This window comes from Arthrobacter sp. Helios (assembly GCF_023167125.1).
GTDB lineage: Bacteria > Actinomycetota > Actinomycetes > Actinomycetales > Micrococcaceae > Arthrobacter_B > Arthrobacter_B luteolus.
In genome coordinates this window covers 1,803,862-1,822,691 of sequence record NZ_CP095402.1, presented here as the reverse complement: position 1 = coordinate 1,822,691, position 18,830 = coordinate 1,803,862, and the positions used below count along the sequence as shown (strand labels likewise).

The 18,830-nt window shown below is 66.3% G+C and carries 20 protein-coding genes; 14 read left to right on the top strand and 6 right to left on the bottom strand.

Going from position 1 to position 18,830, the window contains the following annotated elements; genetic code table 11:
• The first annotated feature begins 7 nt into the window (after positions 1-7).
• From rimM to ArtHe_RS08160, 7 genes are all read left to right on the top strand, one after another.
• A complete protein-coding gene (rimM, locus tag ArtHe_RS08190; RefSeq protein WP_248319536.1) occupies positions 8-550 on the top strand; it encodes a ribosome maturation factor RimM in 543 nt (180 codons plus the stop codon).
• Positions 551-1,363, top strand: a complete 813-nt coding sequence (trmD, locus tag ArtHe_RS08185) for a tRNA (guanosine(37)-N1)-methyltransferase TrmD (protein ID WP_248319535.1) — start codon at positions 551-553, stop codon at positions 1,361-1,363. It abuts the gene before it with no gap.
• A 224-nt stretch (positions 1,364-1,587) separates the two neighbouring features.
• Positions 1,588-1,947, top strand: coding sequence for a 50S ribosomal protein L19 (rplS, locus tag ArtHe_RS08180; RefSeq protein WP_066303052.1), 360 nt, complete (start codon positions 1,588-1,590; stop codon positions 1,945-1,947).
• 62 nt (positions 1,948-2,009) lie between these two features.
• The gene (gene lepB / locus ArtHe_RS08175) at positions 2,010-2,660 is read left to right on the top strand and encodes a signal peptidase I (RefSeq protein WP_248319720.1); all 651 of its coding nucleotides are present in this window, start codon (positions 2,010-2,012) and stop codon (positions 2,658-2,660) included.
• A gap of 11 nt (positions 2,661-2,671) precedes the next feature.
• The gene (lepB, locus tag ArtHe_RS08170) at positions 2,672-3,457 is read left to right on the top strand and encodes a signal peptidase I (protein ID WP_248319534.1); all 786 of its coding nucleotides are present in this window, start codon (positions 2,672-2,674) and stop codon (positions 3,455-3,457) included.
• 137 nt (positions 3,458-3,594) lie between these two features.
• The gene (locus tag ArtHe_RS08165) at positions 3,595-4,266 is read left to right on the top strand and encodes a ribonuclease HII (RefSeq protein WP_066303092.1); all 672 of its coding nucleotides are present in this window, start codon (positions 3,595-3,597) and stop codon (positions 4,264-4,266) included.
• Between the two features lie 7 nt (positions 4,267-4,273).
• Complete coding sequence (locus ArtHe_RS08160; RefSeq protein WP_066303048.1) at positions 4,274-4,597, top strand: DUF2469 domain-containing protein; 324 nt, start codon at positions 4,274-4,276, stop codon at positions 4,595-4,597.
• On the opposite strand, the gene ArtHe_RS08155 is transcribed toward ArtHe_RS08160, so the two are convergent.
• Positions 4,594-5,208: a GNAT family N-acetyltransferase gene (locus ArtHe_RS08155; protein WP_248319533.1), complete on the bottom strand. Its 615-nt coding sequence runs from the start codon at positions 5,206-5,208 to the stop codon at positions 4,594-4,596. The genes ArtHe_RS08160 and ArtHe_RS08155 overlap by 4 nt on opposite strands.
• A 51-nt stretch (positions 5,209-5,259) precedes the next feature.
• Here ArtHe_RS08155 and ArtHe_RS08150 point away from each other — a divergent pair, with 51 nt between their 5' ends.
• Entirely contained in the window at positions 5,260-5,892 is a 633-nt protein-coding gene (locus ArtHe_RS08150; RefSeq protein WP_248319532.1) for a 2'-5' RNA ligase family protein, read from the top strand.
• An 18-nt stretch (positions 5,893-5,910) separates the two neighbouring features.
• Here the strand turns inward: ArtHe_RS08150 and ArtHe_RS08145 are convergent, their stop codons facing one another.
• The 3 genes from ArtHe_RS08145 to otnK are packed head-to-tail and all read right to left on the bottom strand — an operon-like array spanning position 5,911 to position 8,605.
• Positions 5,911-6,717 (bottom strand): DeoR/GlpR family DNA-binding transcription regulator, encoded by an 807-nt coding sequence (locus ArtHe_RS08145; RefSeq protein WP_248319531.1) that lies wholly within the window; start codon positions 6,715-6,717, stop codon positions 5,911-5,913.
• A gap of 14 nt (positions 6,718-6,731) precedes the next feature.
• Positions 6,732-7,379, bottom strand: a complete 648-nt coding sequence (locus ArtHe_RS08140; protein ID WP_248319530.1) for a class II aldolase/adducin family protein — start codon at positions 7,377-7,379, stop codon at positions 6,732-6,734.
• Positions 7,376-8,605: a 3-oxo-tetronate kinase gene (gene otnK, locus ArtHe_RS08135; RefSeq protein ID WP_248319529.1), complete on the bottom strand. Its 1,230-nt coding sequence runs from the start codon at positions 8,603-8,605 to the stop codon at positions 7,376-7,378. The genes ArtHe_RS08140 and otnK overlap by 4 nt, the downstream gene beginning before the upstream one ends.
• Positions 8,606-8,784: 179 nt before the next feature.
• On the opposite strand from otnK, the gene ArtHe_RS08130 reads away from it, so the two are divergent.
• The 6 genes from ArtHe_RS08130 (at position 8,785) to ArtHe_RS08105 (ending at position 15,553) form a co-directional block, all read left to right on the top strand.
• On the top strand, positions 8,785-10,155 hold the full coding sequence (locus ArtHe_RS08130; RefSeq protein WP_248319528.1) for a homoserine dehydrogenase: 1,371 nt from the start codon (positions 8,785-8,787) through the stop codon (positions 10,153-10,155).
• A 63-nt stretch (positions 10,156-10,218) separates the two neighbouring features.
• Positions 10,219-11,574: an SLC13 family permease gene (locus ArtHe_RS08125; RefSeq protein WP_248319527.1), complete on the top strand. Its 1,356-nt coding sequence runs from the start codon at positions 10,219-10,221 to the stop codon at positions 11,572-11,574.
• Between the two features lie 207 nt (positions 11,575-11,781).
• Positions 11,782-12,156: a YraN family protein gene (locus ArtHe_RS08120; protein WP_248319526.1), complete on the top strand. Its 375-nt coding sequence runs from the start codon at positions 11,782-11,784 to the stop codon at positions 12,154-12,156.
• Positions 12,156-13,703, top strand: coding sequence for a YifB family Mg chelatase-like AAA ATPase (locus ArtHe_RS08115; protein ID WP_248319525.1), 1,548 nt, complete (start codon positions 12,156-12,158; stop codon positions 13,701-13,703). The genes ArtHe_RS08120 and ArtHe_RS08115 overlap by 1 nt, the downstream gene beginning before the upstream one ends.
• Positions 13,700-14,986 carry a DNA-processing protein DprA gene (gene dprA, locus ArtHe_RS08110; protein ID WP_248319524.1) on the top strand — a complete coding sequence of 429 codons (1,287 nt, stop codon included), beginning with the start codon at positions 13,700-13,702 and terminating at the stop codon, positions 14,984-14,986. Before ArtHe_RS08115 ends, dprA begins: the two co-directional genes overlap by 4 nt.
• Before the next feature lie 42 nt (positions 14,987-15,028).
• Positions 15,029-15,553, top strand: a complete 525-nt coding sequence (locus tag ArtHe_RS08105; protein ID WP_248319523.1) for a methylated-DNA--[protein]-cysteine S-methyltransferase — start codon at positions 15,029-15,031, stop codon at positions 15,551-15,553.
• A 96-nt stretch (positions 15,554-15,649) separates the two neighbouring features.
• Here the strand turns inward: ArtHe_RS08105 and ArtHe_RS08100 are convergent, their stop codons facing one another.
• Complete coding sequence (locus ArtHe_RS08100) at positions 15,650-17,131, bottom strand: FGGY-family carbohydrate kinase (RefSeq protein WP_248319522.1); 1,482 nt, start codon at positions 17,129-17,131, stop codon at positions 15,650-15,652.
• Positions 17,128-18,765, bottom strand: coding sequence for a fucose isomerase (locus tag ArtHe_RS08095; protein WP_248319521.1), 1,638 nt, complete (start codon positions 18,763-18,765; stop codon positions 17,128-17,130). The genes ArtHe_RS08100 and ArtHe_RS08095 overlap by 4 nt, the downstream gene beginning before the upstream one ends.
• Positions 18,766-18,830 lie beyond the last annotated feature (65 nt).

Genomic DNA, 18,830 nt, shown 5'->3' with positions numbered 1-18,830 from the left:
AGAATCCATGCAGTTGCAGGTGGCACGAATCGGCAAGCCTCACGGCATTCGGGGTGAAGTGACCGTCCAGGTGCTGACCGATGCACCTGAGGACCGGTTTGTCCCCGGTGCTGTCCTCACCGTTGAACCGGCGGCCAAGGGGCCGCTGACGGTGATCAGCGCACGCTGGAACAAGGACATCCTGCTGTTGGGCTTCGAAGAGGTTGAAGACCGCAACGGAGCCGAGGAGCTGCGCGGCGTCAAGCTGTTCATCGACACGGATGAAGCCGACGCCGGCGACGAAGGCGAAGGCTGGTACGAGCACGAACTGGTGGGCCTGAAAGCAAAGGTGGGAAACGACGTCGTTGGTACCGTCACCGCGCTGCGCACCCTGACGGTGCAGGACCTGCTGATCATTGAGGACACTGCGGGGCGTGAGGTCCTGGTTCCGTTCGTGGAAGCCATCGTCCCGGAAGTGAACACCGAAGACGGTTATGTGCTTCTGACGCCGCCGGCCGGGCTGTTTGAGCTGAACCTGCCGGAGGCAGACAAGGGCGGGGCTGGGCGCTAAGTGCGTATTGACGTCTTCTCGATTTTCCCGGAGTACCTCGCCGCACTGGACCTGTCCCTGATCGGGAAGGCGCGGCAGGACGGGCTGCTCGATGTGCGGGTCCAGGACCTGCGCGGTTTCACCACCGACCGGCACCGCACCGTGGACGACACCCCCTACGGCGGCGGGGCCGGGATGGTCATGAAGCCCGAACCGTGGGCCGAGGCGCTGTCCACGGCCCTCAGCGGTGGCCCGGCAGGAGAGCCGGGCGGCGGGCTGGCCGGCGGCGGGGGACGGCCCACACTGATCGTTCCCTCGCCTGCAGGGGAAGTGTTTACCCAGGCCACTGCCTACGAGCTGGCAGAGAAGCAGCAGCTGGTCTTCGCCTGCGGCCGGTACGAAGGCATCGACGAACGGGTCCTGGAATGGGCCGGCGAACATTTCGATGTCCGCCCCATGAGTCTGGGCGACTACGTACTGAACGGGGGAGAGGTTGCCGTGCTGGCCATGGTGGAGGCTATCGGCCGCCTGGTGCCCGGCGTCGTCGGCAATCCGGAGTCGCTGGTGGAGGAATCTCACTCCGACGGCCTGCTCGAGTACCCGGTCTACACCAAGCCCTCCCTATGGCGGGACCGGCCTATCCCGGAAGTCCTGCTCAGCGGCAACCACGCGAAGATCGCGCGGTTCCGGCGCGACGAGCAGCTGCGGCGCACCGCCGAACGCCGGCCGGACCTGATTGCGAAGCTGGACCCGGCCACGCTGGACAAGGCAGACCGCGCGGCACTGGCGGCACTGGGCTGGACCGTGACGGCGGAGGCTGTGCTGCCCCGGTAGTCCAGTGGTTGGTCGGCTCTGCCGGGGTGTGGCAGAATGGATAGTTGTGTCATCTGGGTCCGCACCTGCCACAGGGGGAGCGAGGCTAACAGCGAGACACACCGGCAGCCGATTCCCGGACAGCCGGTTTCTTTAGCTTCGGCGGTATTTGTGTGCCTACGGGCACATCCTTGCCGCCGTGACCAAAGTGAATGACCTGTGGCGTTCACCAGGAGTGATAAACAATGCACATCCTAGATTCTGTTGATGCAGCTTCGCTGCGTTCAGACATCCCCGAGTTCCGCGCCGGTGACACGGTCAAGGTTCACGTAAACATCGTTGAAGGCAAGAACACCCGTGTTCAGGTCTTCCAGGGCTTCGTTATGAAGCGCCAGGGCGACGGCCTCCGCGAGACCTTCACGGTCCGCAAGGTCAGCTTCGGTGTCGGCGTGGAGCGTACCTTCCCGGTGCACTCCCCGGTCCTCGACAAGGTCGAGATCGTCACCCGCGGTGACGTCCGCCGTGCCAAGCTGTACTACATGCGCGACCTGCGCGGCAAGGCTGCCAAGATCAAGGAAAAGCGCGACTTCCGTCCCGCCAAGTAATTTTCTTGTCTGACACATCCGCAGCCGGGGCCCCGCCCCGGAAGCACACGAAACGCCGGTCCATTGCGGGCTGGCGTTTCGTGCTCTGTGCCCTTGCCGCCGCCGTCGTGCTGGGCGGCCTGGTCCGCGCTTTCGTTGTTGACGTCTACTACATTCCCTCGGGCTCCATGGAGCCGCTGCTGGAACCGGGGGACCGGGTTCTGGTCTCCCGCATCGAGTACCGCACCGGCGAAATCCAGCGCGGAGACATCGTCGTTTTTGACGGCCGCGGTTCCCTGGCGCCCCTGCACAGTTCAGATCCGGCCCTGACACAGGCCGTGAAGCAGGCCGGGCAGTGGCTTGGGCTCACCGGCAGTGACACCGTCTACGTCAAGCGGGTCATCGGCGTCGCGGGAGACCGGATTGCCTGCTGCACCGACGGGGATTCCCGGATCACAGTGAACGGCCAACCGGTTGACGAGCCATATCTCTACCCGGGGGATGCTGCCAGCGAACAGACGTTCGATGTGGTGGTGCCCGAAGGCAGGCTGTGGCTTATGGGGGACCACCGCTCGGAGTCAGCTGACTCCCGGTCCCTGCTGGGGGCACCCGGCGGCGGGCTCATCCCGGAGGAACGGGTGATTGGCCGCGCCCAGCAAATCCTATGGCCATTCGAAAGAAGCACAGAGATTCAACGGCTAGAGTTGGATTCTGTATGGAATTCAGCGGAATAAGAGGACAGCACATGGCGCAGGACTTCCCGGACGATCCCCAGGACGGGAACGCGGCCTCCGGCGAAGCGCGCTCCCACGCCGCCCATTCTGCCGGGCAGGACGGCAAGGGCAGTAAGAACCGGGGGTTCGGCGCGTGGCTGCGCGAGGTTGCAACGATCATTGTCATCGCACTGCTGCTGTCCTTCCTGATCAAGACCTTCCTCTTCCGGGCGTTCTTCATCCCCTCGGGATCAATGGAGGAAACCCTGGAGATTGACGACAGGATCTTCGTGAACCTGCTGGTCCCGGAGCCCTTTGACCTGGAACGCGGCGACGTTATTGTCTTCAAGGACACCCAGGCGTGGCTGCCGCCCACACAAAACGGCGGCGGGAACTTCATCCAGGACGCCCTGACCTTCGTCGGCCTGCTCCCGGACGAGTCCGAACAGCACCTGGTCAAGCGGGTTATCGGCATGCCCGGCGACCACGTGGTGTGCTGTAACGCGGACGGCAAAATCACGATCAACGGCGAGGCCATCGACGAGCCGTACCTCTACCCCGGAGCACTTCCCTCCGAGACTCCGTTCGACGTGGTGGTTCCGGAAGGCAAGGTGTGGGTGATGGGTGACCACCGCAATGCCTCGGCCGACTCCCGCGAACACCAGAACGGTGAAAACGGCGGGTTCATCGACATTTCCGACATTGAGGGCAAGTCATCCGTCATCGCCTGGCCGCTGGGCCGGGCCGGCTTCATTGGCAGCTATCCCGAAGTCTTTGAGAATGTGCCCGATCCGGCCGGAGCCGCGGTTGCACCGTGACCGCTGAGCTCCAGGCAAAACGGCGTGCTCCGGCAGGCGCCACCGCGGCCGCCGGGCCGAGTGCCCCTCGTGCGGCGCGGCCAAAGACCGCCGGGACGAAAGCGCCAACCCTCCGTTTCGAGCGCACGTTCGCCGCACTGGGACACCGGGTCCTCGCCGGATGCGACGAGGTGGGACGCGGTGCGCTGGCAGGGCCCGTCAGCGTTGGCCTGGTGGCGGTGCAGCTGGACTCCGTCCGCTCGCTCAAGGGTGTGAAGGACAGCAAACTGCTTTCCGCCGCCGACCGCGAAACCCTGGTGCCGCTGATCAAGAAGTGGTGCCCTGCCTGGGGCGTAGGCCATGCCAGCGCCGCGGAAATCGATCTGCTCGGGCTGATGGGCGCGCTGCGCCTGGCCGGGACGCGCGCCTGGACCCAGGTCCGCGGAACACTGACTCCCGACGTCGTCCTCCTGGACGGCAACCACAACTGGCTTTCACCGGCGGTCCAGGCCAGCCTGTTCGACGACGTCGAGGAGGAGGATGAGTCTGCCTGCCTGGCCCCTGTCCACACCCGGATCAAAGCGGATATGACCTGCCTCAGCGTGGCAGCAGCCTCGGTCCTGGCCAAGGTGGAACGCGACGCACTTATGACCGAATACGCTGCACTGCATCCGCAGTACGGCTGGGAGATCAACAAGGGTTACGCCACCGGGGCGCACCGGGCGGCCATCGATCTGCTCGGTCCCTCACCGCTGCACCGCCTCTCCTGGCGGCTGGGTTCGGCGCGATCCGATGACGATGGGCCCGCTGCGGGCCCGCTTGGGGGATGATGGTGGCATGAGCGCAGAGGATCTTGAGAACTACGAGACGGATATGGAGCTGCAGCTCTACCGCGAATACCGCGACGTCGTGGGGCTGTTCAGCTACGTCGTCGAGACCGAACGGCGCTTCTACCTGGCGAACCATGTGGATCTGCAGGCACGCTCGGCCGATGGCGAAATCTACTTCGACCTCACACTGCAGGACGCATGGGTCTGGGATGTCTACCGCTCGGCACGGTTCGTCAAAAGCGTGCGGGTGATTACGTTCAAGGACGTCAACGTCGAGGAACTGACCCGCAACGACGATCTCACGCTGCCCAAACCGGACGACCTGAACTAGGGCTGCCGGGACGCACTGTCCGGGGGTGTGGCCTGGGGAACCACCGGAAGCAGCCGGAGACAGTCAGACCACAGGATCCTGGGTGTCCGCGGCGCGGCCGCGTCCAGCTCGGAAAACCAGGCATCGACCATCTCCCCGCGGTGGGCGAGCATCCGGGGGACCGTCACCGGCAGCGGAAAACCGCTGCGCCAGACAGGTTTGTAGCTGCCGATGTTCCCGACGTTGGAGGTCCAGTTGACCCGCTCCCACCCGAGGGAATCGAAGGCATAGGCGACGGCCAGGCGCACCGCCCGGCTCATCAGCCCCTGGCCGCGGAACTCCGGTGCTGTCACGAACCCCAGGCCCCCGGTCCCTGCGCCCTGCCAGCGCAGGTCGATGCTGCCCGCGTACCTGCCGTCCTGCTCCAGGGCCCAGGCAATCTTGTCCTCCTGCGGCACCCCGACGGCGAAGACATAGTTCAGCGCCATCTCCCGGCTGTAATCCAGCGGCACCGTGGTCCATTCGACAGTCAGGGGATCCCTGGACCGCTGCAGCACAGCGTCAGCATCCGCTTCCACATGGGGCCGCAGCAGAAGCGATTCGTCCTGCAGCCGCGGGATTTCCAGCACCATTTTTCCAAGGTACCGCGCCCGCGGGCACCGGCGGCATCATAGACTGCGTTCGTGGCTTCTTCACTGCCCGATCCAGAGCCTCGAGCTCCGGCACTTCCTGACGCACTCTCCGGCGTGCGCATCTATGCGCAGCTGAAGCCCGACGGCGCCGGGCTGGCGGAACTGCGCCGCCTGCAGTCAGCGGTCCGGGAACTCGCGCCGGGGACCCGGCGGGTCTCCGCCGACCGGCTGCACCTGACCCTGATCCATTTCGGACGGGCTGACGACGCCTTCTCCCGTCTCACCACAGCCACCGGCGTCGAACCGGACGTTTATGCCCGGGCGCTGGGCCGGTACCTGACGGCCACTGCGGAGGCCCTGCCGGAGGGCGAATTTGTCCTTGAGCCCCGCGGACTGGCGGGCTTCGGGAGGGACGGTTCCACCCTGGCGGTGGAGTACGCCGCCTCGGCCGGGCTCCAAACTCTTCACGCCGTGCTCTATTCGCTGCTGCTGGAGTTCCTAGCGGAGTGCGCGGTGACGGACCCGGCGGGCTATGCTGCGGGCGATCCGGCCCTGGCGTTCGCGGCGCGGCTGCATCCGCATGTCAGCTTGCTGCACGGGTTCCACGGCTTCAGCGGGCCGCCGCCGCTGCTGAACCTGGAACCTGTCCGGCTGCGGGCGACGCCGGTGCTGTACCGGAGCTGACCCGGATCTGAGGGTCGCCTAGCGGAGGGCTGCGGCGGGCAGGAGGCTTTCCCGCACGACCTCGACGCCGCGCTCCTGGATCTGGCATACGGCGCTTTCGCTGAGACCGGAGTCGCTGATGATGAGGTCAAGTTCTTCCAGAGCCAGGACCCGGTATTTTGCGTAGCGCCCGAACTTGCTGCTGTCCGCCAGCAGCACCGTCTTTTCGGCGGATGCCATGGCGGCGCGCTTCGGATCCACCTTGGCCTCCACCGGCGTCGTGATCCCGTGCTGGACGTCCCAGGAACTGGAGGATAGAAATGCGATGTCCAGGGACAGCTCGGCCAGCGTAAGGGTGGCGAGGCGGCCGATCATCGACTTGTTGTCCCGGTCCACCCTCCCGCCAACACAGATGAGCTCAACGCCCGGAAACTCGAGGAAGGCTGCGGCCGTGGCCAGGTCGTTGGAGACGACGGTGAGGTTCCGGCGGTCCTGCAGGTACGGGCACATGGCCTGGACGGTGGTGCCGGCGTCCAGGTAAACAGTCATGGAATCGGCCACCAGCTCCGCAGCATGGCTGGCAATCGCGGCTTTGGCCGGCAGATCGGCTGCTTCCTTCACGGAACGGCTCGGTTCCTCCAGAAGCCTGCTGACGGCGAGGACGCCGCCCTGCGTCACTTCAACGTCTCCCGCCTCGGCGAGAGCGGCGACGTCGCGGCGGGCTGTCATGTGGCTGACGCCGAGCAACTCGGTGATTTCCCGGTAGCTGAGCACTCTTTGGGCGCGCAGGTGCTGGAGAATCTGCTGCCTGCGCTGCTCCGGAATCAGGGATATCGACTTTGCCATTGGTGCCTCCCGGTTCAATCTACCGGAGAATCCGTCCAGGGACTGTTCCACCGTTCAGCGAGCTCGCGGATCTGGAGCGGCGTGAGTTCACGGCGCGGGGAGTTCTCGGTCAGGAGGGCAATCCGGCACGCTTCCTCGAGTTCGGCGGCCCGTTCGACGGCGTCGTCCAGGTCTTTGCCTGAGACCACGGATCCGTGGTTGGCCAGCAGTGCTGCACGGAAGGGGCCACGCGCGCACCGGATGTCCTCGCCGAGCGCCGTGTCGCCGGGATGCCGGTAGGGCAGCAGGGGGCTCTGTCCCACCCGCATCACGAAGTACGGAGTGAGCGGCGGAACGGCGTTCAGATCAGACCAGGGGGTCCGGCAGGAGAGGGCGACGGCCTGCGGAGAGTGCAGGTGGACAATCGCCTGGTGTTCTTCGCCCCGCTGGTAGAAACCGGCGTGCAGCGGCGTTTCCTTTGAAGCGGGGGCACCGCCGAGGTGGACGCCGGTGAGCGAGACCCTGGCAAGATCAGCTTCGGTCAGGTGCCCCAGGGAGGCGCCGGTACCGGTGATGAGGAAGCTGTCTCCGTCCCGCAGGCTCAGGTTGCCGGTGGCGCCCGGGCTCAGCCCCATGTCGACGAGCCGCCGTCCGGCGGTGATGAGTTGGTGATGGATTCTCATGCCAGGCGCTCCCAGGCCGAAACGAAAAGGTCATGTCCGCCGAAGTTGCCACTCTTGAGGGCCAGGGCAAACGGGCGTCCGCCGGCCTCCGCCGTCGACCAGCACACCCCCGGCGCGAGCTCGGGGCCGATCTGCAGGGATTGGATGCCCAATCCGCGCACGACGGCTCCGCTGGTTTCGCCGCCCGCGACGATGAGCGCGGAAACGGCAGGGTCTGCCGTGAGGTGAACGGCAACCTGAGTCAGCACGTGCTCGATGACGGGTGCGCTCTCCACGCCGTCTACCAGGGTGTGGACGTCTTCACGGCTCCGGGCCGCGCACACCACGGGGGTGGAATCCGGTGCCTGCGCCAGGAACCAGGCAGCCAGGTCGGCGGCCGCCGCTCCGGGATCGGCGATGGCGGCGCGGATATCAATCTGCCGCACCGGCTGGGTGCGTGCGGCGTGTGCAACCTGGGCCAGGGTGGTGCTGGAGACGCTCCCGCACAGGACGCCTCCCCGCCCTCGGCGCGGTGGCGCCCAGGACGCACCGGCCGCGCCGGGGCCGGTCATGCCGAGAGCCAGCCCGGAACCGCCGGAGACCAGCACATGCCCCGAAACCGCGGCGGCGATGATTCCCAGATCCTCATCATCGATGGCGTCAACCACCACGTAGCGGCCCTCGGCGGCGTCGATCGCTGCGCGGAGCCCCGCGGCTCCGCTCCGGACCACCGGCCGGGCAACTTCGCTGACCGTGTGCGGCGTCTGCGGGCCCAGCAGCTCTGTCAGGCGCGAGCGGGTCATGGGCGTCAGGGGGTGGTGCCGCATGGAGGAGTTTTCGAGGAGTACGCCGTTCACAAAGAGGTGACCGTTGTAGACAGTGCGTCCGTTGGCCGGAAGCGAAGGCACCACAACGCACCGCGGCGCACCGAGTTCATCCGCGACGGCGTCGAGCACCGGCCCGATGTTTCCCTCGGTGGTGGAATCAAAGGTGGAGCAGTACTTCACATAGAAGCGGGCAGCACCCCAAGCGCGCAGCCGGCGGAGCGCGTCCAGCGAGGCGGCCACCGCGGCCTCCTTCGGTTCGGACCGGCTCTTCAAGGCAATAACGACGGCGTCGAGGCCGGCCAGTTCCCCGGCGGCGGGCGTTCCGTCCTCGATGACGACGGCCACCCGGTGGCCCGAGCGCCGGAGCATGGTGGCTATATCCGTGGCGCCAGTGAAGTCGTCAGCGATGATTCCAAGCACTTGTGTGTTCCTTTCCGAACCAGCCGGTGAGGCGGCAGTTATCGGACTCGACTGTAACACCGCGCTGTGAACGGTTGTTAAGCATTGGTAATTTGTTGTACGAAATTAGAATTGTGTGTCACAGTGATTCCCGGCACGTTCGAAGGTCGAGCGGTGCTCACGAAGATTTGGATGCCACCGTGATTCTCCCTCACCGCGCTCGACGACGAGCTCCCATCCGCGTAGCCCTCACCGGGGCAAACGGCGGCTACGGGCGTACGTTCCTTGCCCAGCTTGCCTGCACCCCCGAAATCCTGCCCGCGGTTCTGGTGGATCCGGATGCCGCCGGCGTGCTGGCCATGCTCGAAGAACTGGGCATCCCCGCATCCCGAGCCGCCGCGTCCAGCGGCCCGGCACAGACCGCGGAAATTATTGCGAGCGGCCGCATTGCGCTGATCGGGTCCGTTGACGCCCTCGACTGGGCAGGCATCGACGTCCTGGTTGAGGCCTGCGGCCGGGTTGGTGCCGGCGCCGCCTATGCCGAGGCAGCACTGGAGAACAACACCCATGTGGTGATGGTCAGCAAAGAGGTGGACACCGTTGTCGGCGTCGAACTCAGCGCGCGCGCAGCGGAGAAGGGGCTCAGCTATATCCCGGGCGACGGTGACCAGCCGGCCAACCTGCTGCGCCTGGTTGACTGGGTCAGCGCCGTCGGGCTGGACATCGTGGCGATCGGCAAGGCGGGGGAGTACGACCTGCAGTTCGACCCCGCGACCGGCCGCGTGAGCCAGGCAGGCGAAAGCATCGAAGCCCCGCAGCTGACCGGGCTGCTGGAGCTTGGAAGCAGTATCACCGCCACCCTGGGCAAGCGGGCCGAAGCGGTCAGCCCGCTCAAGCGGGCAGCAGCTGCCGATTCGTGCGAAATGACGGTTGTCGCCATGCGCACCGGCATGATGGCCGATGTGGAGGCCATGCATTACCCCGTGGCCCGGATCAATGAACTTGCCGACATCTACGCCGCACGCGAAGACGGCGGCATCCTGGCGAACGACGGTGTGGTGGACGTTTTCTCCGCCCTCCGGCTGCCGGGTGAGGCGAGCTTCGCCGGCGGCGTCTTCGCCATCGTCCGCACCGGCGATCCTGCCACCTGGGAAATCCTCCGGGGCAAGGGCCACGTCGTCAGCCGCGACGGCAGGTACGCCTGCATCTACTGGCCGTACCACTACATGGGTGTGGAGACACCGCTCACGGTGCATGCCGCCGTCGACCTGGTGGAGGCTCCTCCGGCAGTGCCGGGCATGATCCTCGCCGGCCGCGCCCTGTGCGACCTGCCGGCCGGAACCGATCTGGCCGTAGCCGGACACCACCACGAAATTGACTCGGTTGCACCCGTGATGATCGCTTCCGACCCCGCCGCCTCCCCGTTCTACCTGCTCGACGGCGCCCGGCTGATCCGCCCGGTTGCCCAGGGCAGCCTGATCGGCTTTGCCGACGTCGAAGGCGTGGACGCCGGAGCCCTGACCTTGTACCTCGCGGGAGCCTCCCGCGGACGAACCAACCGATCGGAGTAAATCAATGACGTTCTTTACTTCCCCCGCCCCCTGCCGAGGGCTCGTCCCCTTTGAGCGCACGGCATGAGCCCCGAGATTATTGCCCTCATCGGGCTCGCGGCAGTTTTCACCATCTCCTCTGTCCGTAACGTGCACATGGGTGCACTGGCCCTGGTGGCCGCCTTCATCATTGGCATCGGCGTCGTCGGCGAGAGCTTGAAGGACGTCCTCGGCGGCTTCCCCGTGGACGCCCTGATCATCCTGGTGGGCATCACCTATCTCTTCGGGCTGGCGCATGAAACCGGCACCATCAAGTGGCTGGTGGACCGGTCCCTGGACCTCATCGGGGACCGCGTGGCCCTGCTGCCCTGGGGCCTGTGGGCCATTGCAACGGCGGTTGCCTGCATGGGCACCTCCCACGCTGCCTTCGCCGTCGTCCCCATTGCGATGACCCTGGCGCACAGCCACAGGATCAACTCCACCATGATGGGCATCGCCATGAGCTCGGCGATCGTCGGCGGTGCGCTGGCACCCACCAGCATCGTCGGCATCACCGTGCAGACCGTAGCTTCCGAAGCCAACGTCCCCTACAACGCTGCGCTCATGTTCGGCCTCTCCATCGGCGTGAACGCCCTTGTTGTCCTGGTGGCCTTCTTTATGTTCGGCGGACGCGAACTCATTGCCCGCACCCGCGCCGGCTCTGCCGGCCGCAGCGGCGGCACCGGCGAAGGCCCGTCCTCGGGGGGTGCCCGCAGCTCCGGCGGGGGCACCCTGGTGCTCAACCGGGCCGATGCCAAGGTGAAGGCTGCAGCGCGTCCGAAACTGGAACCCATGCAGATGCTCGTCATCGCCTCCATCTTCGTCCTGGTGGGCGGTTTCTTCACCCTCAACCAGCTCGACGTCGACGTGAACCTCGGGGTGGTGGCGCTGACGATCGCCGTCATCCTCTCCCTGGTGGATCCGGGCGTAGGCCGCAAGGCCATCGCCCGCATCGACTGGAGCACCACCCTGCTGCTCGGCGGCATCATCACCTACGTGGCGGTCCTGACCCGCCTCGGCGCCATCGACCAGCTCGGCGAGGCAGCCCGCTCGGTGAGCCAGCCGCTGCTCGCGGCGTTCGTGATCTGCGTCATCGCAGCCCTGGTGTCGGCCTTCGCTTCCACCATCGGCATCATCGGTGCGCTGATCCCGCTTGCGGTTCCGCTGCTGATTCCCGGCGGCGGCCTGGAGATGACCGGTTTCATCTACGCGCTGGCCATCTCGGCGTCGCTGGTGGACTGTGCTCCGTTTGGAACAACCGGCGCGACGATTGTTGCCTCGACCGTGGAGGAACACCGCTCCACGGTGAACAAGCACCTGACCATCTGGGGTCTGTCGATGGTCATCATTGGGCCGGTCCTCACCCTCGGAGTCCTCGTGGTTCCCTTCCTCTGGGCCTAGGCCTAACAACCCTGGTCCGAACCAGGATGGACAAACCGCAAAGGGCGGGCGCTGCGGCACGCAGGCGCCCGCCCTCTGTGTGTCCTGCGCCATCACTTTCCCTGACCAGTCCGGACTTATCCTGCACACCCGTGCCAGCGGCGCGCGCTTGTCCACATCCGCGCCGCATCCCGCCGCCCGGCGCTGATCCCGGTGCAGGCTGGGCGCATGAGAGCCAAAGACATTGTGGGCCGGACCGGTGAAGGCCTTGCTGCGGACCATCTGGCTGCCGCGGGATACGACATTGTCGAACGGAACTGGCGCTGTCCGCAGGGGGAAATCGATCTCGTGGTGAGGGACGGCGCCACGCTGGTTGTGGTGGAGGTCAAGACCCGGTCCTCCCTGAACTTTGGGCACCCGTTCGAAGCGGTCAGCTCCGCGAAACTGGCCCGGCTGTATGTGCTTGCGGCTGCCTGGACCCGGGCCCACCCGGCCGCGGCCAAAGACTGGCGGGTGGATGCTGTCTCCGTACTGCTGCCGCCCTCCGGCGGCCCGGCAGGAAGTGCAGACCCCGTCATCGAACATCTGAAGGGAATCGGCTGATGGGGCTGGGCCGCACTTATGGGGTAGGTCTGACGGGCTTGGAGGGAAGAATCGTCGAGGTAGAGGCGGACATCGGCCAGAACCTTCCCGCCTTTATTCTGCTGGGTCTTCCCGACGCGTCCCTGAATGAGTCACGCGACCGGGTAAAGTCCGCAGCAAAAAACTCCGGGCTTCCGTTGAGCCGGCGCAAAATCACGGTGAATCTCATGCCGGCAGATGTCCACAAGCGCGGCTCCGGCTTCGACCTGGCGATCGTTATGGCGGCGTTGGCGGCAGCAGGCGACGTGCGGAGCACCGGCAGGACCGTGTTCCTGGCCGAACTGGGACTGGATGGGAGACTGCGTCCGCTGCGAGGCATCCTGCCCTCGGTTATGGCGGCGGTCGAGGCCGGGTTCCAGGAGATAGTGGTGGCGGAAGCCAATAATGCTGAAGCCTCGCTGGTTCCGTCTGCCCGGGTGGGCGGGTTCGCGTCCCTGGCCGCTGTCGCCCAGCGGTTCGGGGCAGATCCTGATCATCTCGTTTTTCCTCCCGTCACTCCCGCGGCAAAGACAGGTCAGCAGGAGAATACGGCCGGAGCCGGGCAAAGCGTCCCCGACCTTGCGGACATCGCCGGCCAGTCCGAGGCCCGCTTCGCCCTGGAAGTTGCCGCAGCCGGGGCGCATCACCTGCTGATGACCGGTCCGCCCGGAGCCGGCAAGACCATGCTGGCCGAACGGCTGCCCGGTCTGCTCCCGGATTTGGGTGACACGGCGGCCATGGAGGTCACGGCCATTCATTCACTCGATGTCCGGGGCGGACCCTGCACCGGGCTGATCCGCCGCCCGCCTTTCGAGAGTCCGCACCATACCGCCACTGCCGCGGCCGTGATCGGAGGAGGGGCAGGTATTCCGCGCCCCGGAGCCGCCTCCCGCGCGCACCGCGGTGTGCTCTTCCTGGACGAAGCACCCGAATACGAGGCACGGGTCCTGGATGCCCTGCGCCAACCACTGGAGAGCGGCACGCTGGTACTGCACCGGGCAGCAGGTACAGCGGTGTACCCGGCACGCTTCCAGCTGGTCCTGGCTGCCAACCCCTGTCCCTGCGGCCTGGCCAGCGGAAAGGGCATCGACTGCACCTGCAGCGCACAGCAGCGGCGCCGCTACTTCGGCCGGCTCTCCGGTCCGCTGCTGGACCGGGTAGACCTGCAGCTCGAGATCCGCCGCGTTTCGCTGCCGGAGTTCGCCGCGGCGGGCGGTGCGGAGACAACGGCGGACGTTGCCCGGCGGGTGGTCCGGGCAAGGCAGCGCCAGCGGGAACGGCTCAGCCCGTGGGGCTGCGCGACCAACGCGGAGGTCCCCGGGCAGGTGCTGCGCGGTGTGCTGAAGCCGGCGGGCACAGCCACCAAAGCCCTTGACCGCGCCATGGACCGTCAGTCCCTTACCGCCCGCGGATACGACCGGGTGCTGCGGGTGGCCTGGTCCATTGCCGATCTGTCCGGACATGATGCGCCTGACGCCGACGACATTGGTCAGGCGCTGAGCTTCCGGCAGCGGGCGGTGGCAGCATGAGCCGGCCTGGGCCCGGGATTCTCCTGGCACGGGCGGCCCTGTCCCGCCTCATCGAACCGTCCGACACCGTTGGCCAGGCGCTTGTGATGGCTGCGGGGCCCGAAGCCGCAGTGCGGATCGCGTCCGGCCGGCAAAAGCCCGGTGCTGCAGACCGCCGGGGGATCAGCGCCATCCTGGAGGAGAACGGCATCCGTGGTTCGGAACTGACGCTGAACGAGGCACTGGAACGCTGGCGTCCGCGGGTAGCTGACCTGGCGCCGGAACGCGATCTGAGCACGGTCTCCCGGTTCGGCGGAGCCTTGCTGGTGCCGGAGGATCAGCGCTGGCCGGAGTCGCTGTACGAGCTGGGACTCGGGATGCCGTTCTGCCTCTGGGTGAGGGGCAGCGCCGCCGTCCCGCCGTCAGCCCGGTGCGTCGCCGTGGTTGGTTCCCGGGACGCCACGGCGTACGGGCTGTCCATCACCGGAGACCTGTCCGCCGGACTGGTGCAGCGCGGCCGGACAGTGATCTCCGGGGGCGCCTACGGGATCGATGCGCAGGCCCATCGGTCCGCGCTCGCCGTGGCCGGCGGAGGCGGGCCGTCGCCAGGGGAGCAGTCCTGGATTCCGACCATCGCCGTGCTGGCCGGCGGGATAGACCGCTTCTACCCGGCGGGCAACGAGGACCTGCTCCGGGCTGTGGCGGACCGGGGGCTTGTCCTCAGTGAAGTTCCACCTGGATCCGCGCCCACGCGCTGGAGATTCCTGCAGCGGAACCGGCTCATCGCGGCTCTCAGCGCATCAACCGTCGTGGTGGAAGCGCGCTGGCGTTCAGGGGCCCTGAATACTGCCCACCATGCAGCCGGCCTGGGGCGGGGAGTTGGGGCTGTTCCGGGACCGGTGTACTCCGCAAATTCGGCGGGCTGCCATCGGCTGCTGCGCGACGGCAGCGCCGTCTGCGTGACCGACGCCGCCGAGATAGCGGAACTCTCCGATCCCTTCGGCCTGCCGTCCCCGGAGCCAGCGGGTCACGGTGAAGCACGGCCCGGTGAAGCCCAGCCCGGTAAAGCATGGTCAAAATCCGGCACTTCTGAACGGGCCGACCACGACGGCCTGGCAGCCGAGGACATTCTGCTGCTGGACGCCTTGCCGCTGCGAACCGGCTCAGCGGTGGAGAAGCTGGCCACGGTCGCTGGCCTGGGGCTCCCGGCGGTGCGGGCCGGCCTGGGCCGCCTTGAACTCGAAGGCCTGGCCCGGCGCTCAGGCACCGGCTTATGGCAACGGGCCAAGCGCAGCACCAACTGATCCAACGACAGGTCATTTCTCGAACAACCAAAGGACAGCATCATGCGGACCTATAAAGTCATCACCTCGCCCCTGGGCATCCTCACCCTCGTGGCCGAAGACGCCGTGCTTACCGCAGTGGAGCCGGCGGCCCCTGATCCTGCCGCGCCGGGAGCCGCCCGCTACGGGCTATCGGCCGAGAACGGTTTCGAGGCGGTTGAACGTCAGCTCGAGGAGTACTTCGAAGGCAGGCGGTGCTGCCTGGACCTGCCGGCCAGCCAGCCCGGGACGCCCTTCCAACAGCAGGTGTGGGCGGCGGTCAGCTCCATCCCTTACGGTCAGACCCGCAGCTACAAGCAGCTGGCCCTGGAACTCGGCGATGCTGCCAAGGCTCGCAGCGTCGGCGCCGCGCTGTCCCGCAACGCCCTGAACATCCTGGTACCCACCCACAGGGTGGTCGGCACCCGAGGAGCCCTGACGGGATACTCCGGCGGGGTGGACGCCAAACGTGTCCTCCTCGCCTTGGAGGCAAGTCCCGGAAATGAAGCCCTCCGCCAGCAGTGTTCGGGAGCCGGTGTGCCTGCCTAAAGCCCAGAAGCCTTTCCTGATTCCGCTCCTGGAATTGTTCGGAAAGCGGGAAGGTCTGCGGCCATCCGTGTGCTGCAAGCCGGCACAGTTCCAGGGTCAGCCGTTAACCCCGCCCGCCGCTGCCAGGACGTGGGAGATCTCCCGGGTTGCCGGATAGAGGGCGCGGTACAACTGGTAGCGCTCGTTGTAGGTGTCTTCCAAAGACGAGTTGGGGACGACTGTGTGTGCTGGCGGGTTCCAGCCGTCGATACTGACGTCAGTGACGCTGGCTGCTGCCAGGAGGGCGGCCCCGTAGCTGGCCCCGATCGTGATGGACGGGATGACCTGGGCCAGGCCGGTGACGTCGGAGACGATCTGTGCCCACAGGCCTCCTTGTGTACCTCCACCTGCAGCGACGATGCGTTTGGGCCTTGCGCCGGCGGACACCATGGCTTCGACGTTGTGCCTCACTCCGAAGGCCGTCGCCTCCAAAGCTGCACGGTACAGATCCCCGCGTGTGTGCGACAGCGTCAAACCGGCGATGATTCCCCGTGCAGCCGGATCCATGACGGGGGTGCGTTCACCGGCAAAGTACGGCAGCATCAGCAGGCCGCCGGCCCCCGGACCCGAGCCGCGGGCCTCCGTCAGCAGATCGGCAAAATCCGGCGCTCCGAACAGACCACGGAGCCAGCCCGTTATCGCACCGGATGTCACCATGCCTCCGGCGAGGTTACGGGTACCCGGGTAAACACCGGCAGTGCTCCAGAGGTTGGGTACAGTGACTCTTTCCTCTGTGGTCGCCACCAGGAACATCGTTGTGCCGTACATGAGCATCAGATCGCCGGGGTTCTGTGCCCCAACACTCACGGCCTCGGTCCAGGCATCAATGGTCCCTGCGATGACGGGAATCCCTGCCGGCAGGCCAGTCTCGACTGACGCGTCCGCGGTGATCGTCCCCGCGGTCTCATTCGCCCAAAGCAGCGGCGGAAGTTCGATGCCTGGTGCAATCAGGTCCGCCCACGGCCGGTACCAGCTCTGGGCGGTGGTGTCGTAGAGCGGCGTGCACTGGCTGGCGGAGTGATGGTCCAGGACATACTGCCCACTGAGTTTCCACACGAGCCACGAACTGGGCATGAACAGACGGCGTGCCCGTTCCATCACCTCTGGCTCGTTGCCGGCCAGCCACGCCAGCTTCGGCCCGACAGCCTGGGAAGAGAGCGCGGAACCGCTCCGTTCCAGGATCGCGGAGGCGCTCAGCTGCTGGCTGAGGGCCTCGATCTCGGCGGTGGCGCGGGTGTCGACTCCGTACAGAATGGCCGGACGCAGGGGAATCCCGCTGTCGTCGGTGACGAGCACGCAGGGACCCATGCCGCTGACCCCAACTGCGCGGATGTCAGCATCCGTATCCGAGGTGAGCTCCTTGGCGATCGAGGAGAATTCCTCCCACCATTCATCGGCGCCCATTTCCACCCAGCCGGGGCGGGGACGTGACACCTCGTGGGTGCGTACAGCGGTGGCCAGGATGGTTCCGTCGCCGCTTACCAGCACGCCCTTGCTGCTGGAGGTGCCAATATCGACACCTATTACCGCTGCTGTCATGGCACGTTGACAGTTCCGCAGAGGTGGACCCGGACTCCCAGGCCGGCGAACAGGGCAGCCTTGGCCAGGAGGCCTTTATCGGCTGTTTCCGCGTCAGGCGCGTAGACAACCTGCGCGTGGTTAGCTTTGTGCCGGCTCATGAACTGGTTTCGGTCCACACCGTGGAGCACGACGTGCGCGATCGGCCATTCGGGGTTCGTTGATTTCTTTCGGCGCCGGGTTTCTTCCTCGGGGAGTTCAACGACGCTGGCACGGCCAATGTCCAGGTTGAGCTCGCCGTCGGCAATGAACAACCGGGACCAAACGATTTCGCCCGGCTTTGACACACCGTTGATCGTGCTGCCGCCCGCGGGGAAGAACACATGCCCCTGACGCCAGCCCTCGGCATTGTGGTAGCCACCGAGATGGGAAGGGGGAACCGATCCGGAGATTTCGTACACCCAGACGAACTGACCGTCGAAGTCCTCGCCCCAGCGGACGTCGTGCAGCGTGGTCGCCGGGTCCAGTCCCATGGCGGTCCACACCCGGTTCGTTGCCAAGGCATCCACGGCAACACCTTCGTCGGCTTCGTTGAAATGTGGAAGCGCCTGGCCCTCCCACAGGATGCGGGAACCGTCGCGTGAGGTTACCGGCGGGCGCTCAACGTTGTTCAGCAGCCCTTCGACCAGGTCGCTGGCCGGGCAGAGGTCTTTGAGTCCTTGCTGGTACTGGATTCCGACGGCGTCCAGGCCGAAGTCATCGCTGAGGCGCAGAGCCGCGATGTACATCTTGTACTGCCACCTCAACTGGTGCTGCGTCAGTTCCGTTGCTTCATCGCTGCCGAGCCGGAACGTCATTCCCTTTTCCAGGAGCCAGTCACCCACAGCGTCGGCTTCCCCGTCGTCGACCGTGAGCATTTCGGCCCAAAGAGCGCTCTGGGAAAGGCGTTCCTTGTAAATGCCGATCGGGTTGAGCAGCTCATCATCGATGATCGCGTTGTACATTCCCATGCACCCCTCATCGAAGACACCGATGATGGCCTTGTCCCTCAACAGTTCCTGGGCCAGGGCTTCTCCAAGCTGCTTCTCGGGGCTCTCGGCCAGCTGAGGGAGCGGCCGGACATGGGAGTTGTCATGGGGGACATTGCCGGTCTCCACCCAGCTGCGGATGCCGTCCTTGAACCACTGGTCCTCGAAATCCACGCTCCAGAGGGTCGAGTAGCGCAGACCCATCTTGGTCATGCCCGCGTTGAGGCCGAGAAGGCCGACCAGCCCGGGCCAGTCGGGGGCGAAGTTCGCTACGGTGAGGATTGGTCCACGGTGGGTCCGCAGCCCGGCCAGGACGTGATGGCTGTACTGCCAGACTGCTTCGGCGACAACCAGCGGTGCATCCTCGGGGATGTTCCGAAACACCTCCAGACCCATGCGCTGGCTGCGGATGAAACCGTGGCCCAGAGCGGGGTCGACGTCGTTTGCCCGTTTCACCTCCCACCCCAGCTCCTCAAAGGCAGCTGTCAGGTGCTTTTCCAGCTCCTGCTGCACTGGCCACCCAGCGGCGTTTGCCGACTCGCGCAGGTCGCCGCTGGCGATCAGATAGGCGGTGTTCGGCTCAGTGACAGGTTTCTTCGGTGTTGAAGGCACGGTATAAGCGGACATTTGTTGCTCCTGTAGGTCTGGGAAGGGGGCTGAAAGCCGGTTTCCAAGAGGTCCGGCAGCCGGTG